Below are 22,801 nucleotides of genomic sequence, written 5' to 3' on the forward strand. Positions count from 1 at the left end.
GGGTCGGATCCTTTCCCGGATGGGAAAGGCTCTGACCCCAGGCGCCCTCGGATGGGGTCAGAGCCCTTTCCGCTGGAAAGGGATCCGACCCCAGGAATCAGCCTGCCCTACTCCAGCAGGTCCCGCACCCGATAGCTGCCCGGGGCCCGGCCCTGCAGCTGGCGGGCGGCGAACAGCGCGCCGCGGGCGAAAATGTCGCGGTTGGTGGCCCGGTGCACCAGCTCGATGCGCTCGCCCGGGCCGGTGAACTGCACCAGATGCTCGCCGACGATGTCGCCGGCACGCAGGCTGGCGTAATGCGGCTCTGCTCCGCCCCGCTGTGCGGCCGCGCCCAGCGTCAGCGCGGTGCCCGACGGCGCGTCCTTCTTCTGCGTGTGGTGCGATTCGACGATGTCGCAGTCCCAGCCGGCCAGCGCCTGCGCCGCGCGCTCGACCAGCTCGTCCAGTACCGCCACGCCCAGGCTGAAATTCGACGCCCAGACCAGCGGGATGGACGCCGCAGCAGCCTCCAACGCCTGCCGCTGCGCACTGGAGATGCCGGTGGTGCCCGAGACCAGGCCCGCACCCCGCTCCACGCACAGCGCCAACATCGGGTCGAAGCCCTCTGGCAGGCTGAAGTCGATCGCCACATCGAACACCGGCGCACCGGGCAATTCGCTGGCCGCGAAGAACGGCACGCCATCGACCACGCGCTGAGTCGGCGCACGGCCGGTTACCGCAGCCACGATCTGCAGGGTTTCGGGATGTTCGGCGGCCAGCCGCAGCAGGGCCTGGCCCATGCGCCCGGAGGCACCGTGAATGAGCAATCGCAGGGGAGTCTGGTTCATGCCTGCAGGCTAGCGGCAGCACGCCTGCTCCGGCAAGCGCCATCACTGCTACGCTGCATGCCCTTTCATGCAATGGATGGCAGCCCCCTCATGCAGATCAGCGAACAGCTGGTGCTGGTCACCGGTGCCGGCCGCGGCCTTGGCCAGCACATCGCCCGCGCGTTCGCGGCGCAGGGTGCACGCGTCATCGTCAACTACCACCGCAGCGAAGGCGCCGCACGTGCGCTGGCCGCCGAGCTGGGCGGACAGGCGATCGCATTGCCGGCCGACGTCACCGACCGCAGCCAGGTCGACGCGATGCTGCAGCACGCCCTGGCGCACTTCGGCCAGGGCGTCACCACGGTGGTCAACAACGCACTCGCTGCGTTCTCGTTCAATGGCGATGCCCGCGCCGCCGCCGCCGATATCGGTTGGCCGGCCTTCCAGGCGCAGTTCGAGGGCAGCGTGCGTGGCGCACTGAACACCGTGCAGGCCGCCCTGCCCGGGATGCAGGCCCGTCGCTTCGGCCGGGTGATCAACATCGGCACCAACCTGTTCCAGAACCCGGTGGTGCCCTACCACGACTACACCGCCACCAAGGCCGCACTGCTGTCGCTGACCCGCACCCTGGCCGGCGACCTCGGTCCACACGGGATCACCGTCAACATGCTGTCCGGCGGCCTGCTGCGCACCACCGATGCCAGCGCCGCCACACCCGAAGCGGTATTCGACTACATCGCCGCCAACACCCCACTGCGCAGCGTCACCACCCCGACCGAATTCGCCGATGCCGCGCTGTTCTTCGCCAGCCCGTGGTCACGCGCGGTGACCGGGCAGAACCTGGTGGTGGATGGCGGACTGGTGCGGGACTGAGCCGATGCGCATCTCCGAGGTCAGCCGCCTCACCGGTGCCAGCGCCAAGGCCATCCGCCTGTACGAGGCGCGCGGACTGCTGCCACCGGTGCCGCGCCTGAACCGCTATCGCGACTACAGCGAACAGGACGTGGCCTGGGTACAGCTGATCCGGCAGGCGTTGGCGCTGGGCATCACGCTGGCCGCAATCTCCCGCCTGCAGGGACGCGATGGATGGCTCGACTGGCCGGCGGTGCTGGCCCTGCTTGAGCAGCAGCGCAGCCGCATTGCCAGCGAGCGGGCACGGCTGGCGCAGGTCGAGCTCGACCTGCAGCAGGTCAGCGACGAACTGCAGCAGTGGCTGCGCTCGGGCAGCGGTGACTGCATCCTGCAATCCAGCGGCTGCACCTCTGGCGTTTGACTCTGTCCCTGGGGCATAGCCCAACCTCGCGCACTTTCCTTTGCCCGAGGTTGCCGTGTCCCATTCCATCCTGATCCTGCTCGGCCATCCCGACCGCGACAGCCTGTGCGGCGCCCTCGCCCAGCGCTACGCCACCGCCGCCGAGAATGCTGGCCACCGGGTGCGCCTGATCGCACTGGGTGAACTCGAGTTCGATCCGGTGCTGCGCCATGGCTATCGCCAGATCCAGCCACTGGAAGCCGACCTGCAGGACGCCGCCGATGCGATCGAGGCCTGCGACCATCTGGTGCTGGTCTACCCGACCTGGTGGGGCGCGATGCCGGCGCTGCTGAAGGGCTTCTTCGATCGCGTGCTGCTGCCGGGGTACGCGTTCCGCTACCGGCGCGATTCGGTGTGGTGGGACCGGCTGCTGGCCGGGCGCAGCGCGCGGGTGATCACCACGCTGGATACGCCGCCCTGGTACTACCGCTGGATCTACCGCGACCCGGGCATCACCCAGATCCGCGCCCCCCTCCTGGAATTCTGCGGCATCCGCCCGGTGCGGGTCAGCCGTCTCGGTGCGGTGCGCAGCAGCACCCCAGCACAACGCAGCAAGTGGCTGGCGCTGGCAGCAGAGCTGGGTTCACGGGCCGGGTAGATCCGCGGCCATGGGCAAAGCGTGCGAACCAAGGTTCGCACCCACCTGGAAGGCTTTCACCCATCGGGAAGGTTCGCACCCACCTGGGGCGCTCGTTGCGCGTGTCGCGTTTGCCAATTGACCGCCAGGCACTGCGCCTCAAGGCTGTGGCCCCCTCTCCCGGCCCAGGCAAAGCCCATGAAATCCTCGACTGTCTTCAGCAAGTGCGCCAGGAAGACCGGCTTTGCCGGCACGTCGACGACCCGCTACCGCTTGCTGGATGCCGCCCTGCTTGTCGTCAATCACCAACGCGCCAGCGAAAGCCGGGGCTTCTATGTGAATGCCGGGCTCTACTTTCCAGAACTGCTCGCGTATCCCCTTGCGCCTGACGATCTTGAAACCGCGTTCAGGTACCGCTCCAGCATTCCCACGCCCCATGTCGACTGGCGGATCGAAGAGACGCCGGGCCTGCGCCGGGCCTTCATCCAGCAGGATCTCGACGACCTGTTGGAGGCCGGAAACCGCGACGCGTTGAAGGCCCTGCTGCTCGATGCCCTGGCCGATGTGGCGGGCTTCGCGGCAGCCCATGGAAACCGGGAGTCGGTGCGGCGACTGAATCAGGACGGGAACTTCCGCGCGCTCATCCGCAGAGAGGTCTGAGCCCGGGGAGCGTGCGAACCAAGGTTCGCACCCACAGGGCGAGAGTTCGCCCCCACCGGGCAAAGGCCCGCACCCGCCGGACGGCCGCAGTCGAGCATGGCTCGACGCTACTTCTTGGTCGGCCCGCAGCTGTCGCAACCGCCACAGGCACCACCACCGCCCGTGGCCGGCGGCGCGATGTTCCTACCCAGCGCCTGCAGCCAGGCAGCGCGGCCCGGCTTCAGCAGGGCCAGCGCCAGCGCCCCGCGCAGCGTGCGCACGGTGCCCGGGAACTGCTTCTTCAACACCACCCAGGCACTGACCAGTACGGCCACCGCGATGATCAGGTACTGGATCAGCAGGCCGGTATCCATCAGCCGCCTCCCAGCGCCTTGGTCACCTGGTAGGTGATCAGCGCCGCCACGTAGGCCGCAGCAAACAGGTAGAACGCCGAGAAGGCCATCGTCTTCCACGAATTGGTCTCGCGCTTGATGGTGGCCAGCGTCGAGATGCACATCGGGGCGTAGATGTACCAGACCAGCAGCGACAGCGCGGTGGCCAGCGACCAGCCGTCGCTGATCAGCGGGGTAAGCGCCTGGCTGGCGGCATCGTCATCGGCCGCCGACAGCGCGTACACGGTGGCCAGCGAGGACACTGCCACTTCGCGCGCGGCCAGGCCCGGAATCAGCGCGATGCAGATCTGCCAGTTGAAGCCCAGCGGCGCAAAGAACACCGCCATCGCATGGCCGATCTGGCCGGCGTAGCTGTAGTCGATGGCCGGCATCGTGGCACCAGCCGGCGCCGCCGGGAACGACAGCAGCACCCACAGCAGGATGGTCAGCGCCAGGATGATGCCGCCGACGCGCTTGAGGAAGATCATGCCGCGCTCGTACAGGCCGACTGCCAGGTCGCGCACATGCGGCAGGCGGTACGACGGCAGCTCCAGCATCAGCGGGTGCTCGCTCTTGTCGCGGCGCCACTTCTTCATGATCCATGACATCGCCAGCGCACTGAGGATGCCCGCCGCGTACAGGCCGAACAGCACCAGGCCCTGCTGGTTGAACACGCCCCACACCGTCTTCTGCGGAATGAACGCACCGATCAGCAGCGCGTACACCGGCAGCCGCGCCGAGCAGGTCATCAACGGCGCGACCAGGATCGTGGCCAGGCGGTCACGCGGGTCCTGGATGCTGCGGGTGGACATGATACCCGGCACCGCGCAGGCGAAGCTGGACAGCAGGGGGATGAACGAACGACCGGACAGGCCGGCGGCCGCCATCATGCGGTCGAGCAGGAATGCTGCTCGCGGCAGGTAGCCGGACTCTTCCAGCACCAGGATGAAGAAGAACAGGATCAGGATCTGCGGCAGGAACACCACCACGCCACCCACACCGGCGATGATGCCGTCGGTCAGCAGGCTGGCCAGCGGGCCTTCCGGCAGCACGCTGCCGACGAAGGCGCCGAGCCAGGCGAAACCAGCCTCGATGGCGTCCATCAACGGTGTCGCCCAGGCATACACCGCCTGGAAGATCAGGAACATCACCACCGCCAGGCTGATCAGGCCGAACACCGGGTGCAGCAGCCAGCGGTCCAGCGCGTCGTCGATCTTCGCGGTCCGCGCCGGCATGCGCACGGCCACCGACAGGATCTCGCGCACCTTGGCGTGATAGTCGATGCCACCTTCCGGGCCCGGCACCGGCGCATCCAGGTGCGGCACCATCGCATCGAGGCGCTCGACCAGGGCCTTGGCACCCTGCTTGCGCACCGCCACGGTTTCCACCACCGGCACGCCCAGTTCGCGCTCCAGCGCGGCCACGTCCACCTGGATGCCGCGGCGCTGGGCCGCATCGACCATGTTCAGGGCCACCACCATCGGCTTGCCCAGTTCGCGCAGTTCCAGCGCGAAACGCAGGTGCAGGCGCAGGTTGGTGGCGTCGATCACGCACAGCAGCACGTCCGGTGCGGCCTCGCCCGGGTAGAAGCCCCGGCACAGGTCACGGGTGATCGCCTCGTCCAGGCTGGCCGGCTGCAGGCTGTAGGCGCCCGGCAGGTCAAGCACGGCGAATTCACGGCCGGACGGCGCGCGCAGGCGGCCTTCCTTGCGCTCGACGGTGACGCCGGTGTAGTTGGCGACCTTCTGGCGGCTGCCGGTCAGCTGGTTGAACAGCGCGGTCTTGCCACTGTTGGGGTTACCGACCAGCGCGATGCGCAGGGGGGCGGTGGCGGTGGTAGCGGTCATGCGCGTCGTTCCTGGCTGGCGGCGTCGACCACGACGCGCTGGGCTTCACTGATCCGCAGCGCGAACCGGGTGAACCCGACCTGCACCAGCAGCGGCTCGCCGCCCACCGGGCCCTTGGCCACCAGGCGCACTTCCTCGCCCTTCACGAAACCCAGCTCGCGCAGGCGACGGGCAATGGCATCGTTGGCATGCAGGTCCTGCACGGACTCGACCACGGCCGAGGTGTGCAGCGGCAGTTCGGACAGCGTCATCTAGCGTGTTCTCTGCTGGATGTAAATGGTTCTCGATTCTAACATTCCCGCGTCGCGTCATGGCCCATGACCAATGGCCCGCTATGATCCATACAGGTATGGAGTGACCCTGGAATCCCATGAACGATGCTTTGCAGATCGAGCGCCGTGGCGCCGTCCTCACCCTCTGGCTGAACCGGCCGGAGCTGCACAACGCCTTTGACGCCAGCCTGATCGCCCGGCTGACCGCCGCACTGGAAGCCGCCGGCCGCGATGATTCGGTCCGCGCCGTGGTGGTCGCCGGCCACGGCGCCTCCTTCTCGGCCGGCGCCGACATGCAGTGGATGCGCGGCATGGCCGCCGCCAGCGAGGCCGACAACCGCGAGGACTCGCTGGCCCTGGCGCGGCTGATGCGCACCCTGGACGAGCTGCCCAAGCCGACCCTGGCCCGGGTCCACGGCGCGGCCTTCGGCGGCGGCGTCGGCCTGGTCGCCTGCTGCGACATCGCCATCGCCAGCACCTCGGCCCGCTTCGGCCTGACCGAAAGTCGCCTGGGCCTGCTGCCGGCGGTGATCTCGCCCTACGTGATCGAGGCCATCGGCCCGCGCCAGGCCCGGCGCTGGTTCGCTACCGGCGAGCATTTCGACGCCGAGACAGCGCTGCGCATCGGCCTGGTCCATCAGCTGGTCGAGCCGGAACGCCTGGATGAAGCACTGGAGCGCCAACTGGCCCTGCTCGACAAGGCCGGCCCGATCGCCTCGTCCACCGCCAAGCAGCTGGTACGGCAGGTCCGCGACAGCCATGACCGCGACGCCCTGGATCGCGATAATGCCGCCCTGATCGCGCGCCTGCGGGTGTCCGCCGAGGGCCAGGAAGGCCTGGGCGCCTTCCTCGACAAGCGCGCGCCCCACTGGGTCACGGAAGCCTGAACATGCTCGATCATCTTGGTTTGACCAGCGCCGACCTGGCGCGCAGCAAGACCTTCTTCCTGCAGGCACTGGCGCCGCTGCAGATCGGCGTGGTGATGGAAGTGACCGCCGAACAGACCGGCGCGCACGACCACATCGGCTTCGGCAGCGACGGCAAGCCGTTCTTCTGGCTCGGCAATGGCGGCACCGCCAGCCAGGGCGTGCACGTGGCCTTCGCCTGCGCCAGCCGCGCCCAGGTGGACGCCTTCCATGCCGCCGCCCTCGCCGCCGGTGGTCGCGACAACGGCGCGCCGGGCCTGCGCCCGTGGTACCACCCGGACTACTACGGCGCCTTCGTGCTCGACCCGGACGGCAACAACATCGAGGCGGTCTGCCACCGCCCCGCCGACGAGGTGGCCGCATGAGCGACTACGTCCGCATCGTCGAGGTCGGCCCGCGTGACGGCCTGCAGAACGAAAAGCAGTCGGTGTCCACCGCCGACAAGATCGAACTGATCAACCGCCTGTCGGCCACCGGCCTGCGCAGCATCGAGGCGACCAGCTTCGTCAGCCCGAAGTGGATCCCGCAGCTGGCCGATGCCGCCGAGGTCTACGCCGGCATCCAGCGCCGGCCCGGCATCCACTACCCGGTGCTGGTGCCGAACGAACAGGGCTACGACCGCGCCCGTGCGGTGGGCGTGGAGGAAGTGGCGGTGTTCACCGCCGCCTCGGAGGCGTTCAACCGCACCAACACCAATGCCGGCATCGACGAATCGCTGGCCCGGTTCGAGCCGATCCTGCGCCGCGCCGCCGCCGATGGCGTGCGCGTGCGCGGCTATGTCTCCACCGTGCTCGGCTGCCCCTACCAGGGCGAGGTGCCACTGGCCGACGTGGTGCGGGTGGCGCGTGCCCTGCACCAGATGGGCTGTTACGAAATCTCGCTGGGCGACACCATCGGCGTCGGCACCCCGCGCAAGGCACGGGCGATGCTGCACGCGGTTGCCGCCGAGATTCCGATGGCGGCACTGGCCGTGCACTTCCACGACACCTATGGCCAGGCCATCGCCAACATCGCCACCTGCCTGGAAGAAGGCGTGCGCGTGGTCGACAGCGCGGTGTCTGGCGCCGGTGGCTGCCCGTATGCCAAGGGCGCCAGCGGCAACGTCGCCAGCGAGGACGTGGTCTACCTGCTGCAGGGCCTGGGCCTGGACAGCGGCGTGGACCTGCCGGCATTGGCCGAGACCGGCCGCTGGCTGGCCGGCCTGCTCGGCCGCGCCACCGCCAGCCGCACCGGCCAGGCACTGGCCGCCGCCGGCTGACCGCTGCGCTGCGCCGCCCTGCAGCGGCGGCGCAGTGCACAACAGCGGCGGTCGCGGCTTCCGTTAGAATCGGCGGTTCTCGAACCTGCAGGACCGTGCAATGCAGCTGTCTTCCGTACGTGCCGTGATCACTGGCGGCGTCTCCGGCCTCGGCCTGGCCGTGGCCCAGCACCTCGTCGCCCAGGGCGGCAAGGTGGCCCTGTTCGACCTCAACGACGACAAGGGCGCCTCCGCCGTTGCCGATCTGGGTGCCGACAAGGCCCGCTATTTCAACGTCAACGTCAGTGATGAAGCCGCCGTCTCGGCAGCCATCGACCAGGCCCACGATTTCCTCGGCGGCCTGAACGTGGCGATGAACTGCGCCGGCATCCTCGGCGCCGGCCGCGTGCTGGGCAAGGAAGGCCCGATGCCGCTGGCCGGCTTCCAGGGCACGGTGATGGTCAACCTGGTCGGCAGCTTCAACGTTGCAAAGGCCGCGGCCAACCGCATGCAGCACAACGAGGCCGGCACCGACGGCGAGCGCGGCGTGATCATCAACACCGCCAGCATCGCCGCCTATGAAGGCCAGATCGGCCAGGCCGCGTATGCCGCCAGCAAGGGCGGCGTGGTGTCGATGACGCTGCCGATGGCGCGCGAACTGTCGCGCTTCGGCATCCGCGTCAATACGATTGCTCCAGGCGTGTTCTGGACGCCGATGGTGGACGGCATGCCCGAGGCCGTGCAGCAGTCGCTGGCCGCCTCGATCCCGTTCCCGTCGCGCCTGGGCAAGCCGGAAGACTTCGCCAGCCTGGTCGGCTTCATCCTCGGCAACACCTACCTCAATGGCGAGACCATCCGCCTGGACGGCGCTACCCGCCTCGCTCCGAAGTGATTCCCCCGGGCGCCGGGACGGCGCCCTCCCCCAACGACCTAGATCACCATGAAAGCCAACGACATCAAGAAGGGCAACGTCGTCGAGTACAACAACGGCGTGTACCAGATCCGCGACATCGAGCGCAGCTCGCCGCAGGGTCGCGGCGGCAACGTTCGCTTCCGCTTCATCATGTACAGCGTGCCGGGCGGCAACAAGCTCGACGCCAGCTTCGATGCCGACGACAACCTGGTCGAGGTCGAACTGCTGCGCCGCCAGTCCACCTATTCGTACAAGGATGGCGATGCCTTCGTGTTCCTCGATGACGAGGACTACACCCCGTACACCCTGGACGCGGACGTGATCGGCGACGACGCCGGCTACATCACCGACGGCCTGACCGGCATCTACGTGCAGGTGATCGACGAGCAGCCGGTGGCGATCCAGCTGCCGGCCTCGGTGGTGCTGGAAGTGATCGAGACGCCGCCGGAACTGAAGGGCGGCACCGCCACCAAGCGCCCGAAGCCGGCCAAGCTCAACACCGGCATCGAGATCATGGTGCCGGAGTACATCGTCAACGGCGAGCGCGTGCTGGTGAACACCGCCACCGGCGAATTCGCTGGCCGTGCCGACTAATCGCCTCGCGCTGATCGCCTGCCTGTCCCTGCTTGCGGCGTGTTCGCCGCAGGCAGCGGACGGATCATCGGCGACAGCGGTTGTGTAGAGCCGAGCCCACGCTCGGCTGCAGTGCCTGTCCAACGCACACGGCAGCCGAGCGTGGGCTCGGCTCTGCAGAGAGCTTACGGGTGCTTCGCGCCGAAGTTGCCACAACCGTGGTACTGGCGGGTGCCGATGGTCAGGTTCACCTTGGCATCGAATGCCTCGCCACTCATGTTGTCCTGGCAGGTGGTGCGCTGGAAGCTGAGCTTGACGTCGGTACCGTCGGACGCCTTGCCACTCCAGCCGTCAGCGCCTTCGGTGGGCTTGGCCACATCGAAGCGGCGCTCGCCATAGTCGACTTCCACCTGCAGGCCCGGCGTGTCGCCATCAACGACCGCAAGCCACCCCGGCTCGTTGCCGGTGGCACGGAACGCGGCATTGCCGGCACTGCCATCGCCTTCGGTGGCTTCGACCGCATGGCACTCGCGATCGGCTTCGCCCTTCAGGCTCAACAGGCCGTCATCGCTGCCCTTGGTCCAGAAGCTGTTGCCCTTGCCATCGCCGTACTTGGCACCCGACGCCGCACGCTCGGAGGTCATAGCGAAGGTACGGTCGCCGATCACTACCGTCGCCGCATCCTCGCCATTGAAGGTCGCGCGCACGCTCAGATCACCACACTGGTACGTGGTCTCGCTGCCGATACCGGCGCCAGTGCTGGCAGCCGGTTCGGGCGCGGCCGGCGGCGCGGCATCATTGCCGCCCGCGGCGGGCGGCTGGACCGGCTGGCACGCGGCCAGCACCAACCCGAGGGAGGCTGCCAACAGACTGGGGACTACACGCATGGCTCGACTCCTTGTCGACACTACAGAGAGGTTCGACCCTACCACCTGTCGGTGAGCGGGGCCTGAAAGCGGCCTGACCGCACTCATGCAGCCAGTACCGCCATGGACAGCAGCTGCGCGCCGCTGTCGCCGGAACTGCAGGTCCAGACCCGCAGCAGGCGCAGTTTCAATTCGCTCTCCCGGCCGTGCCGGCACATCGCCAACCGCACATCGCTGGAGAGCAACGCCAGACGGCCACACAGCAGCGTTTCCACCGCGTACGACTGCAGGCTGCGCACCTGCAGGCTCCCGGCCAGCCAGTCACCCAGCCAGGGCAGATCGAGCATGCGCCCGCCCTGCCCGTCCATCATGAACAAGGCCGGCGATACCAGCGCGGTCAGCGCATCGCGGTCGTCATCCAGCAATGCCTGTCGCAGGCGCTGTTCCAGCACTGCCAGCTGCCGCTCATGCAGGTCTTCAACGATATCCCGTTCCATCCACGGATCCTTCCGGCATCGGCCGGCGCCTGCGCAGGCGTTGCGCGATCCACTGCCGCGCGCCCTGCACCACTACATAGAAGACCGGCACGAAGAACACCGCCAGCACGGTCGCACTGACCATGCCGCCGAACACGCCGGTTCCGATCGCCTGCTGGGTTTCCTTCGACGCGCCCTGCGCCAGCATCAGCGGCACCACGCCCAGCGCGAACGCCAGCGAGGTCATCACGATCGGCCGCAGGCGCAGTCGCGCCGCCTCCAGCGCTGCTTCAACCAGGCCGCGCCCCTGCTGCTGCAGCTGCCGCGCGAACTCGACGATGAGGATCGCGTTCTTCGCCGACAGCCCGATCACGGTGATCATGCCGACCTTGAAGAACACGTCGTTGGGCATGCCGCGCAACAACACGGCGGCGACCGCGCCGAGCAGGCCCAACGGCACCACCAGCATCACCGCCAGCGGAATCGACCAGCTCTCGTACAGCGCCGCCAGCACCAGGAACACCACCAGCATCGACAACAGCAGCAGCCACGGCGCCTGCGCGCCCGACTCACGCTCCTGCAGCGACTGGCTGGTCCACTGCAGGGCGAAGCCGGACGGCAGTTTTTCGGCCAGCCGCTCCATCTCCGCCATGGCCTGGCCGGTCGACACGCCGGAGGCCGGGGCGCCGGACAGGTTCAGCGCCGGGAAGCCGAGGTAGCGCTGCAGCTGCAGCGGCGCCTCGGTCCAGTGCGGGGTCACCAGTTCGGACAGCGCCACCATGCCGCCCTCGCTGTTGCGCACGTACAGCTTCAGCACGTCCTCCAGTTCCATGCGGTGCGGCGCGTCGGCCTGCAGGATCACCTGCTGCAACCGGCCCTTGTTGGGGAAGTCATTGACGTACTGCGAGCCCATCGCCGCCGACAGCGTGCTGCTGATGTGTTCGAAGCCCACGCCCATCGCCTCGGCCTTGGCCCGGTCGATGTCCAGCCGCACGCTGGTGCCTGCAGGCAGGCCATCGGCATGCACCTCGGACAGCAGCGGGCTGGCCTCGGCCAGCTTCAGCAGCTGCTGCAGGGCCGCGCGCAGCTCGGCCTGGCTCTGCCCGGTGCGCGCCTGCAGGGCGAGCGAGAACCCGGACGAACGGCCCAGGCTGTCGATCGCCGGCGGCATCACGCTCATCACCTCGCCCTCGGCAATCGTGGACATCGCCTTCTGCGCGGCCTCCACCTCGCCGGCCGCGGTGGCGCCTGCGCGCTCGCCCCAATCCTTGAGCATGGTGTAGGTCAGCGCCGCGCTCGGGCCGGAGCCAGAGAAGCTGTAGCCAAGGATCGACTGATTGGAGCCGATGCCTGGGCGCGAGGCCACATGCCGTTCGTAGGCTTCGACCACGGCCAGCGTGCGCTCGGCGGTGGCTTCGGCCGGCAGCTGGATCGAGGTCATGAAATAGCCCTGGTCCTCTTCGGGCAGGAATGCGCCCGGCAGCCAGTGCAGGCCCAGCAGCAGCGCCACTACCAGTGCGGCGAACACGCCCATCACCCGCCCGCTTCGCTGCAGCACCGAGGCCACGCCACGCTGGTAGCGCCCGGTCATCGCCTCGAAGCCACGATTGAAGGCGCCGAACAGACCGCCCCGACCATGGTGGCCATGGGTGTTCGGGCGCAGCAGGGTCGCGCACAGCGCCGGCGTCAGACTCAATGCCAGCAGCGCCGAGAACAGGATCGACACTGCCATCGCCACGGTGAACTGGCGGTAGATCGCGCCCACCGAGCCGCTGGCCAAGGCCATCGGAATGAACACAGCGGTCAGCACCAGGGTGATGCCGATCACCGCACCGGTCAGCTCGCGCATCGCCTTGATGGTCGCCTCGCGCGGCGGCAGGCCCTCCTCGGCCATGATCCGTTCCACGCCCTCGACCACCACGATCGCGTCGTCGACGATGATGCCGATCGCCAGCACCATGCCGAACATGGTCAGCACGTTGATCGAGAAACCCAGCGCCAGCATCACCGCGAAGGTGCCGAGCAGCGCGATCGGTGCGACCAGCGCCGGAATCAGCGTGTAGCGCCAGTTCTGCAGGAACAGGTACATCACCGCGAACACCAGCAGCATCGCCTCAAGCAGCGTCTGTACCACCTTCTGGATCGAGATCTTGACGAACGGTGCGGTGTCGAACGGAATGCTCGATTCCACGCCGCGCGGCAACAGTGGCGCCAGTTCGGCCATGCGCTCACGCACCGCCGACGCGGTGCGCACCGCATTCGCGCCGGGACGCAGCTGCACGCCGGCGGCGGTGGCCGGATGGCCGTCCTCGCGGGTACCCCAGGCATAGCTCTGCGCGCCCAGTTCAACGCGGGCGACATCGCCCAGCACCACCCGTGAACCGTCGGCCCCGGCACGCAGCACGATGGCGGCGAACTGTTCCGGCGTGGACAACTGGCCCTCGGCGCTGAGCGGCACGGTGATGCGCTGGCCTGGAACACCCGGCGAATCACCAATGCGTCCCGGCGAGATCTCCAGGTTCTGCTGCTCGATGGCGGTGGCCACATCCCCCATGGTCAGGCCGTAGCCGGTCAACCGGGTCGGGTCCAGCCACACGCGCATCGCCTGCTCGGCACCGAACAGCTGCACGCGGCCGACGCCATCGATGCGGCGCAGCTCTTCGATGATGTTGCGCGCCATGAAATCGCCCAGCGCGGCCTCGCTGACGCTGGCGTCCGGCGAACGCAGGCCGACCAGCATCAGGAAGCCGGAATCGGCGGCCTCCACGAACAGGCCGTTCTGGCGCACGCTGCGCGGCAGGCGCGGCTCGATCGCCTTGATCCGGTTCTGCACGTCCACCTGCGCCAGCTCGGGGTTGGTACCGGGCTTGAATGTGGCGGTGATCGAGGCTTCACCGGAGGTGTCCACCGACGATTCGAAGTACAACAGGTGCTTGACGCTGGACAGCTCGCGCTCGATCAGGCCGACCACCGCATCGTTCAGCGTCTGCGGGCTGGCACCCGGGTAGCTGGCATAGATGCTGACGCTCGGCGGCGCAACCGCCGGATAGCGCTCCACGGCGAGCCGCGGAATCGCCAACACGCCGGCCAGGATGATGAAGATCGCCAGCACCCAGGCGAACACCGGGCGATCGATGAAGAAACGTGCCATGTTGGATTTCCCTGGAGGGACCGGCCCGGGAAAGGCTCAGCCCTTGCTGCCGGCCTGCATCGCACCGGCGCTGGCGACCGGCCTCTGCCAGTCGCGCGCATCGACCACCACGCCTTCCTGCAGGCGCTCCTGGCCCTCGACCACCACCTTCTCGCCCGCCTTCAGGCCGGTACGCACCAGCCACTGGCGATCAACGCTGCCGTCCACCTCCAGCGTGCGGATCACCGCCTTGCCGTCGGCGCCGATCACCCAGGCGTAGGCCTGGCCGCCAGCACTGCGCAGCACGGCCTGCTGCGGCACGGTCAGTGCACTGGCCGGGGCACCGCGTGGCACCTTCGCGCGCACGTACATGCCGGGCAACAGCTGGCGCTGCGGGTTGTCGACCAGGATGCGCAGGATCACATCGCCGGTGCGTGCATCGACATTGATGCCGGAGAACAGCAGCTGGCCGCGCTCGGGCAGCGGCTTGCCGGCGGCACCGATGATCGTCACCGGCAGCTCGCCACCACCGGCGGCACTGCGCTGCAGCGACTCCAGCTGCGCCGCCGGCTGGCGCACGTCCACGTAGACCTGGTCGATCTGCTGCACCACCGCCATCGGCTCGGCATCGGCCACGCCCACCAGCGCACCTTCGGTGACCAATGCCTGATCGATACGGCCGGCAATCGGTGCGCTGACCGTCGCATAGCGCAGGTCGAGCTGGCGACGGGACAGGATCGCGCGCGCTTCATTCACCGCCGCGCGCGCCTGCTCGTACTCGGCACTGGCGTCGTCGCGATGCTGCTGGCTGACCGCCTGCGCGGCAGCCAGGGCGTGCAGGCGCTGCGACTGCACGCGACTGCGGCCCAGCGCCGCTTCACTGCGATGCAGCGCGGCCAACGCCGAATCGACATCGGCGCGGAATGCCGCCGGATCGATCTGGAAAAGAGGCTGGCCGGCGGCCACTTCGGCGCCCTGTTCGAACAGGCGGCGCTGCACGATGCCCCCCACCTGCGCTCGGATCTGCGCGGTGCGCACGGCGGCCACGCGGCCAGGCAGTTCGTCGTCACGCTGCACCACCTGCGGGCCGACGGCGACCACGCTGACGCGGGGTGCGGCTTCCAGCGTGGCTTCGGGGGTGGAGCAGGCCGTCATGGCCAAGGCGAGGGCCGCGATCAACGCGACCGGAGTCCTGAAGGTTCTCATTGCTGTGCACAATGCCGCGCAGGCGGCTGAAAGGTTCTGAAGAACCCAGTGTGCGTGGCGATGATGGGGTTTCGATGGAGGAACTGTGGAGATACGATGGAGGCAAGCACCTTAAGGCCCCGCCCCTGCATGCATGCCTCCCCTGCCCTCGCCGCCCTCGTCCTGATCGTCGAGGATGAGGCCGAGATCGCCGATATTCTCACCGCCTATCTGGAACGCGAAGGACTGCGCACGCTGCGCGCCGCCGACGGCCACAGCGCCCTGGACCTGCACCGCAGCGCCCGCCCCGACCTGGTCCTGCTCGACGTGCAGCTGCCGCGCCTGGATGGCTGGAGCGTGCTGACCCAGCTGCGCCAGCGCGGCGAAACGCCGGTGATCATGCTGACCGCGCTGGACCAGGATCTGGACAAGCTGACCGCACTGCGCATGGGCGCCGACGACTACGTGGTCAAGCCGTTCAATCCGGCCGAAGTGGCGGCGCGCGTGCGCGCGGTGCTGCGGCGCACGCTGCGCGCCTCGCGCGTGGATGCACCCAGCGCGCTGCGCGTCGGCCCGCTGCTGATCGACTCGGCCACCCACGCCGTGCACGTGGAGGGTGAAGGCTACAGCCACGAAGTCCTGCTCACCCTCACCGAATTCAAGCTGCTGCACTGCATGGCGCTGGCGCCGACGCGCATCTTCAGCCGCAGTGAGCTGATGCACGAATGCCTGCCGGAAAGTGAAGCACTGGAACGCACCGTTGACAGCCATGTCAGCAAGCTGCGCCGCAAGCTGGATGAAGTGGGCATGCTCAATGTGCCCGCCAGCGTACGCGGTGTCGGCTACCGGTTGATGGCGGACCGCTGATGGCCCCTCTGCGCCGCTCCGGGCTCAGCCGGCACATCATCGTTTCGATGTCGCTGATGGTGATCGGCGTCATCGTGATGATGATCCTGTCGTCATGGCTGCTGTACGCGGTGCTGGTCGAGTTCTTCCCCGGCAGCGCCGAAGAACCGGAGAGCTGGCTGCCGACCGGGCCGGAACTGGCGTGGATGGTCGGGGTGATCCTGACCGGGCTGGCGCTGGCCATCGCCGCCTCGTTCCGCCTGGCACACCGCATCCTGTCGCCGCTGAATTCGCTGGTCGACAGCGTACGCGCGCTTGCCGGCGGCGACCTGGGTGCGCGCGCCAGCGTCGAAGAGAACTCACCGGGCGAAGTGGCCACCCTGGTCGAAGACTTCAATGCGATGGCGCGCCGCCTGCAGCACATGGAGAGCGAGCGTTCGATGTGGCATGCGGCCATCGCCCATGAGCTGCGCACGCCGGTGACCATCCTGCGCGGCCGCCTGCAGGGACTGGCCGAGGGCGTGTTCCAGCCCGACGAATCCCAGTTCCGCAGCCTGCTGGCCCAGGTCGAAGGGCTGTCCCGCCTGATCGAGGACCTGCGCGTGCTGAGCCTGTCCGACAATGCGCGACTGGACGTGCGCCGCGCACGCACCGACGTGGTGGCCGAGGTGCATTCGGTGATGACCCTGGTCGACCCGCAGTTCCGCGCTGCAGGCTTCGTGCTGGAGCTGGAAACCAGCCGCGAGGAGCACAACGCGCACTGCGACCCGACCCGCCTGCGGCAGGCATTGCTGGCGCTGCTGGAGAACGCGCGACGCTATGCCAGTCCGGGCAAGGTGCGGATTGCGGTGCATGACACGCCCGGCCACGTGCAGGTGGCAATCGAAGACGAGGGCCCGGGCATCGACCCGGAACTGCACGCGGACATCTTCACCCCGTTCATGCGTGCCGACGGTTCGCGTTCGCGCCAGGGCGGCGGTAGCGGGCTCGGCCTAGCGGTGGTCAAGGCCATTGCCGATGCGCACGGTGGCCGCGTCTACTGCATCCCGGGCAGTACCGGCGGAAGCCGCTTCGTCATCGAACTGCCGCGTCAATAACCGGACCGGCTGCCTGCGTGCGCAGATGTGCACCGAGTGCGGCCAGATTGGCGTCGATCGCATCCATTTCGTCGCGCTGCTTCACCGGCAGCTGCTGACGCAGCTGTACGCGCAGCGCCTGCCACGCCGGGACCGCCTGCGCACTGGCGGTGGCCACGGCCTCGGACAGCAGCGCCTGCTCGTCGCCGAGCGGCAATCCATAGCCGCCGTCGTGCAGCAGCGTCCCCGGGCGCAGCCACTGCCCGCTCTGCTCCAGCAACCCCCGCAGGCTGCGCGTTTCAGCGCTGTCCGGTGCGGCCAGCAGCTGCCGCTTGAGCACATCGCGTGCGCGCAGCTCGGCGCGCCGCTGCGCGGCCTGTTCCAGCAGCAACAGGCCGGCACTGGCACGCAGGTCCCCCTTCAGCAGCCACGGCGCCCGTTGCCGTGCAGGCAGCTTCAACCAGCCGCGCACATCGCGTGCGGGCAATGGCAGCTGGGCTGCGGCCACGCCGAACAACTGCTGGTAGTGGTCGCGCGCCGAAGCGAAGTAGTAACCCTGCGCCTGCGCTGCATCGCGGTCCGTCAGTACCCCCTCGTCGAGCACGCCCAGCCGCACCAGTCGCCGCTTCAGGCCGCGCGGACTCAGCTGGGCCAGCCCGGCCTCGCCCAGCCGCGGCACACCCGCCTGCAGCAGCTTTGCGGTTTCCACCGCGCAGTTGTTGCTGACGAAGTAATAGCGCCCGTCATAACTCCAGTGCACCTGTGCGGTACGCTCGAGCAGGCTGGCGATCTCGCTGCGTTCCAGCTGCAACGGCAGCGACTGCAATCCGCGCAGCTCGACCTTGGTGTACTCGTCCACCACCTGCTGCAACGGCAGCACGAACAAGCGCGACGGATAGCCACCGGTCAGCCCGCGCCAGTTGGATATCTGCACGTCACCAACAAAGGCGCGGAACGACAGCACGCGGTGGTACTCCAGGTCCAGGCGACAATCCGGCCCAGGTGCGCGCCCCCGCTTGCAGATCACCAGCCGCAGCATGCTGTGGCCCCAGCGACTCATCGGCTGCGCACTGCCTTCGGCGAACAGGTAATCCACCGCGTAGACGCGCGCCGGGTCGAGGTGCAGCAGCGATGCAGCGCCTTCTTCCGATTCGGCCTGGAGCAAGGGCAGCGTCGTAGCGCACTGCGGCTGTGGCAGCGACGGCGGTGTTCCGAAGTGAGCCTGGTACCACTGCGCCAACGCGGGGCGCCGGCAGGCGAACTCGCCATCGAGCACGAAATGCTCGGCGTTCACTGCCAGGTACTCGGCCGGGTCCTTCAGCTCATAGGCATCCGGACTGCGGTCATGGAAGTCGTTGTCGCCACGGCCGAGATGCCAGGGCTTGCGCTGCCAGCCCGCGAGGTCACGCCAACGCATGCTCTGCGACCAGTCAGCACCACCACGGTCTGCAACATGGGTCAGTTCATGCACCAGCGCGCTGCGTCGCGCACGGCGGGCGCCGGGCATGCCGTCATCCAGCAGATCGCGGCGCAACGTGATGCGGCCACCGAACGTGCGGCCGTGCACCTTGGCAGGAAGGTCATCACTCCAGCGCACCTGCACCTGAGCCGGCAAAGCGCGCAGCAGGCCCTCCGGCAGCAGTGACTGCACGTCGGCCAGGGTCTGGCTGGCGAGCTGCTGCTGTGCAGGATCAAGACCAGACGGGTCGAGCTGCAGGCGATCAGCTGCATGCGCGACGTGGGCGATCAGCAGTAGAGCCACGCCATGCGTGGCTGCGTTCCGTGCAGATGTCATGGCGTTGCCGGCCAGCGGCCGGCACTACCTGAAGGCGGGATCAACGCGCCAGCAGCGCGCGGGCCAGTTCCAGGTCGCTCTGCTGCTGTGCGGCGGTGCTCTGCTCACGCAGGTGGACCAGCGCGGCCTGCAGGCGGGCGCCACGGATCTGGCCGTCGCTGGCGACGAACGCGGCGGCATCGTCGCGCGCAGCCAGTACCACCTTGTCATCGCCCGAGCTGCTGCCCGACGACCCGGAGGACGCACCGGTGGCCGAGCCGGCCGAGGTGCCAGCGAAGCTGGAAGCGAAGCCGGCCAGCGGCAGGGACAGCAGGGCAAGCAGCAGGAGCGGACGGGTCATCGGTTCGAAGCCGGTTGTGAAGGTGCGTGGAGCGTAACGGGTACGTGAAGGATTTGCCCGGCTCAGGCGTCGAACAGCTTGCCGGGATTCAGCCGCGCTTGGGGATCGAACACGCGTTTGACCGCCTTCATCAGCGCGATCTCGGCCGGGCCGCGGGTGCTGTCCAGGTAGCCCTTCTTGACCAGGCCGATGCCGTGCTCGGCCGAGATGCTGCCATCGAAGCGCGCTAGCACCTGCGCCAGCAGCTTGGTCACCTGCTCGCACTGCGCCACGAAATCGGCGTCGCTGGTGTCGTCCGGCTTGAGCACGTTGATGTGCAGGTTGCCGTCGCCGATATGGCCGAACCAGACCACATCGAAGTGCGGGTAGGCCTGCCCGATCAGCGCCTGGGTCTCGGCCAGGAACGCCGGCATCGCCGAGATCCGCACCGAGACGTCATTCTTGTAGGGCGTGTAGCGCGCCAGCGATTCGGTGATGCCTTCGCGCAGGCGCCACAGCTGGGCGGCCTGGGCATCGCTGGCACTGATCACGCCGTCACTGACCCAGCCATTGCCCATGCAGTCCTCGAACGCGGCCATCGCCGCCGCTTCCTGGGCCTCGTCGCCGGCGGCGAACTCGGTGACCACGTAGTACGGATGCACCTCGTCGAACGGTGCCTGCGCGCCATGCGCCAGCACGTGCTCCAGCGCCCGGTCAGTGAAGAATTCGAAGGCCTGCAGCTGCAGGCGCGCGCGGAACGCGGCGAATACCTGCATCAGCACCTCGAAGCTGGGTACGGCCAGCAGCATCACGTTGCTGGCCGGCGGCGGATCGGTCAGCTTCACCGTGGCTTCGACGATCACGCCTAGCGTGCCCTCCGAGCCGATCAGCAGCTGGCGGAAGTCGTAGCCGCTGGAATTCTTGATCAGGCCCTTGTTGAGCTCCAACAACTCGCCATCAGCCGTGACCACCTTCAGCCCTGCGATCCACTCGCGGGTGTTGCCGTAACGGATCACGCGGATGCCACCGGCATTGGTGGCGATGTTGCCGCCGATCGAGCAGGACCCGCGCGCGGCGAAATCCACCGGGTAGATCAAGCCATGGTCCAGCGCGGCATTGTGCACGGCTTCCAGCGGCATGCCGGCCTGCACCACCAGGGTGCGATCGACCGCGTCGTAGGCCAGCGCCTTGTTCATCCGTTCCAGGCTGAGCACCAGCTCGCCGTTGGCGGCCACCGCACCACCCGAGAGGCCGGTGCGGCCACCGGACGGCACCACGGCCACGCCCTCGCCTGCGCTCCAGCGCATCACCGCTTGTACTTCCTCGACCGTTGCCGGCAGTGCGATCGCCAGCGGCGCCGGCGTCCAGCGCCGGGTCCAGTCGCGCCCGTAATGCTCCAGGTCGGCCGGGTCGGTCTTCAGCTTCAGGCCGGGACAGGCCTGCAGCAGCGAGGCAATGCGGGAATCGGTCATGACGGTCCAGCGCGGTGCGTGAAGAACGGGCAAGCGTGCCAGCGGCACGCGTCAGCGTCCAGCCCCACCGCATTGCAGATAGCTACGGATGCAACCAATTGCGCACTGCACCATGGGCGCTTCGATCTGGCATAGTGGTCAGCCCCTGTCCCACTGGCCGTGTTGCCCCATGTCGCCGAAGAAGACCTCGTTCCCGAAGCAGGATATCCGCGTACTGTTGCTGGAGGGGGTCAGCCAGACCGCCGTGGAGGTGTTCACCGCCGCCGGCTACAGCCAGATCGAGGCGCACACCAAGGCGCTGCCCGAAGACGAACTGAAGGCGCGCATCGCCGAGGCGCACATCGTCGGCATTCGTTCGCGCACCCAGCTCAGCGCCGAGGTGCTGGCCGAGGCCAAGCGCCTGATCGCGGTGGGCTGCTTCTGCATCGGCACCAACCAGGTCGACCTGGATGCGGCCGAACTGGCCGGCATCCCGGTGTTCAACGCGCCCTATTCCAACACCCGCAGCGTGGCCGAGCTGGTCATCGCCGAGGCGATCATGCTGACCCGTGGCATCCCTCAGAAGAATGCCGAATGCCATCGCGGCGGCTGGTCGAAGTCGGCCAGCGGCAGCCATGAAGTCCGCGGCAAGACGCTGGGCATCATCGGCTACGGCCACATCGGCACCCAGGTGGGCGTACTGGCCGAATCGCTGGGCATGCAGGTGATCTTCCACGACGTGGAAACCAAGCTGGCACTGGGCAATGCCCGCGCCGCGGCCAGTCTGGACGACCTGCTGGCGCGCGCCGACATCGTCACCCTGCACGTGCCGGAGACCCCGTCCACGCAGTGGATGATCGGCAGCACCGAGCTGGCGAAGATGCGCAAGGGCGCGCACCTGATCAACGCCGCGCGCGGCACCGTGGTCGACATCGATGCACTGGACGCGGCCCTGGCCAGCGGCCACGTCGGTGGCGCCGCGCTGGACGTGTTCCCGGTCGAGCCTAAGGGCAACGGCGATATCTTCGAATCACCGCTGACCCGCCACGACAACGTGATCCTGACCCCGCACGTGGGCGGCAGCACGCTGGAGGCGCAGGACAACATCGGCGTTGAAGTGGCCGCCAAGCTGGTGCGCTACAGCGACAACGGCAGCACCCTGTCGGCGGTCAACTTCCCGGAAGTGACCCTGCCCGAGCACGCCGACAGCCTGCGCCTGCTGCACATCCACCAGAACGTGCCGGGCGTGCTGTCCAAGGTCAACGAGATCTTCTCGCGCCACAACGTCAACATCGACGGCCAGTTCCTGCGCACCGACCCGAAGGTGGGCTACGTGGTGATCGACATCACCGCCAGCGAGGAACAGGCCGCCGCCGTGCGCGACGAGCTGGCCGCGATCCCGGGCACGCTGCGCACGCGCATTCTGTACTGAGCCAAAAAAGGGGACGGAGGGGATTAAGTCGTTTGCGGCACATGCGGCATAAACGACTTAATCCCCTCCGTCCCCTTTTTCCTCAACGTGCCAGCCAGCGACGGGCCATGCGCTGCATCGATTCGTCCGATTCCGGGTCGGCCGCGACTTCAGTCACCGGCCGCCAGGCCAGTTCCAGCGACTCCTCGCTGAGCACGAAGGCCTCGCCACCCAGCGCGCGGATCACGAAACGTACGTCGTAGTGCCAGTGGCCCGGCACCTCCTTGCGCTCCGGAATCCAGTGCTTGTCGATATCGAAGATGGCCGGGTCTTCCAACACCAGGCCGCTCAGTCCCGATTCTTCTTCGGCTTCCTTCAGTGCCACCTGGGCCAGGTCGCGGTCGCCGTCGGCGTGGCCGCCCAGCTGCAGCCAGCGCTGCAGCTTGCGGTGATGGGTCAGCAGCAGGCGCTGGCCGTCGGCACTGACCAGCCAGCAGCTGGCGGTGAAGTGGCCGGCCAGCCGCTCGCGCCGGAACGGATCTTCCGGATCGTCCAACAATGTGCCGAATTCGGCAGCCAGTGCGTCGTGGGCGGGCTCGCGGCGGGCATAGTCCCGCAGCAGGCCACGCAGGCGATCGTCAAGCACGGCAAGGGTTTCGGCGGTCTGGCTCATGAATGGGCGGCGCTTGGAAAAATACTGCTCATTATCGCCGTTCATTGTTGCGATTGCGCTTGTGCGTTGGCTTCAGCTT

General features: G+C 68.2%; 24 protein-coding genes. 12 read left to right on the forward strand and 12 right to left on the reverse strand.

Annotation, left to right across the window (positions count from 1 at the left end):
- Window positions 1-107: 107 nt before the first annotated feature.
- Window positions 108-827: a 4-hydroxy-tetrahydrodipicolinate reductase gene (dapB, locus tag VPH47_RS11300; RefSeq protein ID WP_368850813.1), complete on the reverse strand. Its 720-nt coding sequence runs from the start codon at window positions 825-827 to the stop codon at window positions 108-110.
- 72 nt (window positions 828-899) lie between these two features.
- On the opposite strand from dapB, the gene VPH47_RS11305 reads away from it, so the two are divergent.
- The 4 genes from VPH47_RS11305 to VPH47_RS11320 all read left to right on the forward strand — a co-directional run bounded on the left by VPH47_RS11305 (window position 900) and on the right by VPH47_RS11320 (window position 3,355).
- Entirely contained in the window at window positions 900-1,679 is a 780-nt protein-coding gene (locus tag VPH47_RS11305; protein ID WP_368850814.1) for a 3-oxoacyl-ACP reductase, read from the forward strand.
- A gap of 4 nt (window positions 1,680-1,683) precedes the next feature.
- Window positions 1,684-2,079 carry a MerR family transcriptional regulator gene (locus tag VPH47_RS11310; protein ID WP_368850815.1) on the forward strand — a complete coding sequence of 132 codons (396 nt, stop codon included), beginning with the start codon at window positions 1,684-1,686 and terminating at the stop codon, window positions 2,077-2,079.
- 55 nt (window positions 2,080-2,134) lie between these two features.
- The gene (locus tag VPH47_RS11315) at window positions 2,135-2,716 is read left to right on the forward strand and encodes an NAD(P)H-dependent oxidoreductase (RefSeq protein WP_180847788.1); all 582 of its coding nucleotides are present in this window, start codon (window positions 2,135-2,137) and stop codon (window positions 2,714-2,716) included.
- Window positions 2,717-2,893: 177 nt separating this feature from the next.
- The gene (locus tag VPH47_RS11320; RefSeq protein ID WP_097048035.1) at window positions 2,894-3,355 is read left to right on the forward strand and encodes a DUF4304 domain-containing protein; all 462 of its coding nucleotides are present in this window, start codon (window positions 2,894-2,896) and stop codon (window positions 3,353-3,355) included.
- A gap of 107 nt (window positions 3,356-3,462) precedes the next feature.
- Here VPH47_RS11320 and VPH47_RS11325 read toward each other — a convergent pair whose 3' ends face one another.
- Genes VPH47_RS11325 through VPH47_RS11335 form a run of 3 tightly spaced genes read right to left on the reverse strand, consistent with a single transcriptional unit; the run spans window position 3,463 to window position 5,824 of the window.
- Window positions 3,463-3,708, reverse strand: coding sequence for a DUF6587 family protein (locus tag VPH47_RS11325; RefSeq protein ID WP_368850816.1), 246 nt, complete (start codon window positions 3,706-3,708; stop codon window positions 3,463-3,465).
- Window positions 3,708-5,573, reverse strand: a complete 1,866-nt coding sequence (gene feoB, locus VPH47_RS11330) for a ferrous iron transport protein B (protein WP_110712160.1) — start codon at window positions 5,571-5,573, stop codon at window positions 3,708-3,710. Before feoB ends, VPH47_RS11325 begins: the two co-directional genes overlap by 1 nt.
- Window positions 5,570-5,824 (reverse strand): ferrous iron transport protein A, encoded by a 255-nt coding sequence (locus VPH47_RS11335; RefSeq protein ID WP_368850817.1) that lies wholly within the window; start codon window positions 5,822-5,824, stop codon window positions 5,570-5,572. The genes feoB and VPH47_RS11335 overlap by 4 nt, the downstream gene beginning before the upstream one ends.
- Before the next feature lie 119 nt (window positions 5,825-5,943).
- Between VPH47_RS11335 and VPH47_RS11340 the strand changes: the two genes are divergently transcribed.
- The 5 genes from VPH47_RS11340 (at window position 5,944) to yeiP (ending at window position 9,515) form a co-directional block, all read left to right on the forward strand.
- Window positions 5,944-6,732 carry an enoyl-CoA hydratase/isomerase family protein gene (locus tag VPH47_RS11340; RefSeq protein WP_368850818.1) on the forward strand — a complete coding sequence of 263 codons (789 nt, stop codon included), beginning with the start codon at window positions 5,944-5,946 and terminating at the stop codon, window positions 6,730-6,732.
- A gap of 2 nt (window positions 6,733-6,734) precedes the next feature.
- Entirely contained in the window at window positions 6,735-7,136 is a 402-nt protein-coding gene (locus VPH47_RS11345) for a VOC family protein (RefSeq protein ID WP_197610693.1), read from the forward strand.
- Complete coding sequence (locus tag VPH47_RS11350) at window positions 7,133-8,029, forward strand: hydroxymethylglutaryl-CoA lyase (RefSeq protein ID WP_057501497.1); 897 nt, start codon at window positions 7,133-7,135, stop codon at window positions 8,027-8,029. Before VPH47_RS11345 ends, VPH47_RS11350 begins: the two co-directional genes overlap by 4 nt.
- 100 nt (window positions 8,030-8,129) lie before the next feature.
- Entirely contained in the window at window positions 8,130-8,900 is a 771-nt protein-coding gene (locus VPH47_RS11355; RefSeq protein ID WP_049400131.1) for an SDR family NAD(P)-dependent oxidoreductase, read from the forward strand.
- Window positions 8,901-8,948: 48 nt separating this feature from the next.
- Window positions 8,949-9,515 carry an elongation factor P-like protein YeiP gene (gene yeiP, locus VPH47_RS11360; RefSeq protein WP_005409468.1) on the forward strand — a complete coding sequence of 189 codons (567 nt, stop codon included), beginning with the start codon at window positions 8,949-8,951 and terminating at the stop codon, window positions 9,513-9,515.
- Window positions 9,516-9,679: 164 nt separating this feature from the next.
- Here the strand turns inward: yeiP and VPH47_RS11365 are convergent, their stop codons facing one another.
- The 4 genes from VPH47_RS11365 to VPH47_RS11380 all read right to left on the reverse strand — a co-directional run bounded on the left by VPH47_RS11365 (window position 9,680) and on the right by VPH47_RS11380 (window position 15,172).
- A complete protein-coding gene (locus tag VPH47_RS11365; RefSeq protein WP_368850819.1) occupies window positions 9,680-10,381 on the reverse strand; it encodes a COG3650 family protein in 702 nt (233 codons plus the stop codon).
- Between the two features lie 83 nt (window positions 10,382-10,464).
- Window positions 10,465-10,857 (reverse strand): nuclear transport factor 2 family protein, encoded by a 393-nt coding sequence (locus VPH47_RS11370; RefSeq protein WP_368850820.1) that lies wholly within the window; start codon window positions 10,855-10,857, stop codon window positions 10,465-10,467.
- Window positions 10,838-13,987: a multidrug efflux RND transporter permease subunit gene (locus VPH47_RS11375; protein ID WP_153854904.1), complete on the reverse strand. Its 3,150-nt coding sequence runs from the start codon at window positions 13,985-13,987 to the stop codon at window positions 10,838-10,840. Before VPH47_RS11375 ends, VPH47_RS11370 begins: the two co-directional genes overlap by 20 nt.
- Before the next feature lie 36 nt (window positions 13,988-14,023).
- The gene (locus VPH47_RS11380) at window positions 14,024-15,172 is read right to left on the reverse strand and encodes an efflux RND transporter periplasmic adaptor subunit (protein ID WP_368850821.1); all 1,149 of its coding nucleotides are present in this window, start codon (window positions 15,170-15,172) and stop codon (window positions 14,024-14,026) included.
- A 129-nt stretch (window positions 15,173-15,301) separates the two neighbouring features.
- On the opposite strand from VPH47_RS11380, the gene VPH47_RS11385 reads away from it, so the two are divergent.
- Together VPH47_RS11385 and VPH47_RS11390 are read left to right on the forward strand one after the other, a co-directional pair.
- Window positions 15,302-16,018, forward strand: a complete 717-nt coding sequence (locus tag VPH47_RS11385; RefSeq protein ID WP_180847781.1) for a response regulator — start codon at window positions 15,302-15,304, stop codon at window positions 16,016-16,018.
- Entirely contained in the window at window positions 16,018-17,094 is a 1,077-nt protein-coding gene (locus tag VPH47_RS11390) for an ATP-binding protein (protein ID WP_110712152.1), read from the forward strand. Before VPH47_RS11385 ends, VPH47_RS11390 begins: the two co-directional genes overlap by 1 nt.
- Here VPH47_RS11390 and VPH47_RS11395 read toward each other — a convergent pair.
- The 3 genes from VPH47_RS11395 to VPH47_RS11405 form a co-directional block, all read right to left on the reverse strand.
- Complete coding sequence (locus tag VPH47_RS11395) at window positions 17,072-18,868, reverse strand: DUF4105 domain-containing protein (RefSeq protein ID WP_368850822.1); 1,797 nt, start codon at window positions 18,866-18,868, stop codon at window positions 17,072-17,074. The two genes, VPH47_RS11390 and VPH47_RS11395, sit on opposite strands and share 23 nt — an antisense overlap.
- A gap of 40 nt (window positions 18,869-18,908) precedes the next feature.
- Window positions 18,909-19,208, reverse strand: a complete 300-nt coding sequence (locus VPH47_RS11400; protein ID WP_014037036.1) for a DUF2388 domain-containing protein — start codon at window positions 19,206-19,208, stop codon at window positions 18,909-18,911.
- Window positions 19,209-19,270: 62 nt separating this feature from the next.
- Window positions 19,271-20,659 carry an FAD-binding oxidoreductase gene (locus tag VPH47_RS11405; protein ID WP_368850823.1) on the reverse strand — a complete coding sequence of 463 codons (1,389 nt, stop codon included), beginning with the start codon at window positions 20,657-20,659 and terminating at the stop codon, window positions 19,271-19,273.
- Between the two features lie 169 nt (window positions 20,660-20,828).
- Here VPH47_RS11405 and serA point away from each other — a divergent pair, with 169 nt between their 5' ends.
- On the forward strand, window positions 20,829-22,070 hold the full coding sequence (serA, locus tag VPH47_RS11410) for a phosphoglycerate dehydrogenase (protein WP_368850824.1): 1,242 nt from the start codon (window positions 20,829-20,831) through the stop codon (window positions 22,068-22,070).
- Between the two features lie 82 nt (window positions 22,071-22,152).
- Here the strand turns inward: serA and VPH47_RS11415 are convergent, their stop codons facing one another.
- Window positions 22,153-22,767 (reverse strand): NUDIX hydrolase, encoded by a 615-nt coding sequence (locus tag VPH47_RS11415; RefSeq protein WP_164162659.1) that lies wholly within the window; start codon window positions 22,765-22,767, stop codon window positions 22,153-22,155.
- Between the last annotated feature and the right edge of the window lie 34 nt (window positions 22,768-22,801).

The organism is Stenotrophomonas sp. WED208 (genome assembly GCF_040984485.1).
Classification (GTDB): Bacteria; Pseudomonadota; Gammaproteobacteria; order Xanthomonadales; family Xanthomonadaceae; genus Stenotrophomonas; species Stenotrophomonas riyadhensis.

What these genes read in the sequence shown, in the direction of transcription:
- VPH47_RS11395 (WP_368850822.1), bottom strand. Translation starts at nt 18,868, where the DNA reads ATGACATCTGCACGGAACGCAGCCACGCATGGCGTGGCTCTACTGCTG.
- VPH47_RS11305 (WP_368850814.1), top strand. Translation starts at nt 900, where the DNA reads ATGGATGGCAGCCCCCTCATGCAGATCAGCGAACAGCTGGTGCTGGTC.
- VPH47_RS11310 (WP_368850815.1), top strand. Translation starts at nt 1,684, where the DNA reads ATGCGCATCTCCGAGGTCAGCCGCCTCACCGGTGCCAGCGCCAAGGCC.
- feoB (WP_110712160.1), bottom strand. Translation starts at nt 5,573, where the DNA reads ATGACCGCTACCACCGCCACCGCCCCCCTGCGCATCGCGCTGGTCGGT.
- VPH47_RS11320 (WP_097048035.1), top strand. Translation starts at nt 2,894, where the DNA reads ATGAAATCCTCGACTGTCTTCAGCAAGTGCGCCAGGAAGACCGGCTTT.
- serA (WP_368850824.1), top strand. Translation starts at nt 20,829, where the DNA reads ATGTCGCCGAAGAAGACCTCGTTCCCGAAGCAGGATATCCGCGTACTG.
- VPH47_RS11370 (WP_368850820.1), bottom strand. Translation starts at nt 10,857, where the DNA reads ATGGAACGGGATATCGTTGAAGACCTGCATGAGCGGCAGCTGGCAGTG.
- VPH47_RS11345 (WP_197610693.1), top strand. Translation starts at nt 6,735, where the DNA reads ATGCTCGATCATCTTGGTTTGACCAGCGCCGACCTGGCGCGCAGCAAG.
- VPH47_RS11375 (WP_153854904.1), bottom strand. Translation starts at nt 13,987, where the DNA reads ATGGCACGTTTCTTCATCGATCGCCCGGTGTTCGCCTGGGTGCTGGCG.
- VPH47_RS11325 (WP_368850816.1), bottom strand. Translation starts at nt 3,708, where the DNA reads ATGGATACCGGCCTGCTGATCCAGTACCTGATCATCGCGGTGGCCGTA.
- dapB (WP_368850813.1), bottom strand. Translation starts at nt 827, where the DNA reads ATGAACCAGACTCCCCTGCGATTGCTCATTCACGGTGCCTCCGGGCGC.
- VPH47_RS11380 (WP_368850821.1), bottom strand. Translation starts at nt 15,172, where the DNA reads ATGAGAACCTTCAGGACTCCGGTCGCGTTGATCGCGGCCCTCGCCTTG.
- VPH47_RS11355 (WP_049400131.1), top strand. Translation starts at nt 8,130, where the DNA reads ATGCAGCTGTCTTCCGTACGTGCCGTGATCACTGGCGGCGTCTCCGGC.
- VPH47_RS11415 (WP_164162659.1), bottom strand. Translation starts at nt 22,767, where the DNA reads ATGAACGGCGATAATGAGCAGTATTTTTCCAAGCGCCGCCCATTCATG.
- VPH47_RS11400 (WP_014037036.1), bottom strand. Translation starts at nt 19,208, where the DNA reads ATGACCCGTCCGCTCCTGCTGCTTGCCCTGCTGTCCCTGCCGCTGGCC.
- VPH47_RS11335 (WP_368850817.1), bottom strand. Translation starts at nt 5,824, where the DNA reads ATGACGCTGTCCGAACTGCCGCTGCACACCTCGGCCGTGGTCGAGTCC.
- VPH47_RS11385 (WP_180847781.1), top strand. Translation starts at nt 15,302, where the DNA reads ATGCATGCCTCCCCTGCCCTCGCCGCCCTCGTCCTGATCGTCGAGGAT.
- VPH47_RS11390 (WP_110712152.1), top strand. Translation starts at nt 16,018, where the DNA reads ATGGCCCCTCTGCGCCGCTCCGGGCTCAGCCGGCACATCATCGTTTCG.
- yeiP (WP_005409468.1), top strand. Translation starts at nt 8,949, where the DNA reads ATGAAAGCCAACGACATCAAGAAGGGCAACGTCGTCGAGTACAACAAC.
- VPH47_RS11340 (WP_368850818.1), top strand. Translation starts at nt 5,944, where the DNA reads ATGAACGATGCTTTGCAGATCGAGCGCCGTGGCGCCGTCCTCACCCTC.
- VPH47_RS11350 (WP_057501497.1), top strand. Translation starts at nt 7,133, where the DNA reads ATGAGCGACTACGTCCGCATCGTCGAGGTCGGCCCGCGTGACGGCCTG.
- VPH47_RS11405 (WP_368850823.1), bottom strand. Translation starts at nt 20,659, where the DNA reads ATGACCGATTCCCGCATTGCCTCGCTGCTGCAGGCCTGTCCCGGCCTG.
- VPH47_RS11365 (WP_368850819.1), bottom strand. Translation starts at nt 10,381, where the DNA reads ATGCGTGTAGTCCCCAGTCTGTTGGCAGCCTCCCTCGGGTTGGTGCTG.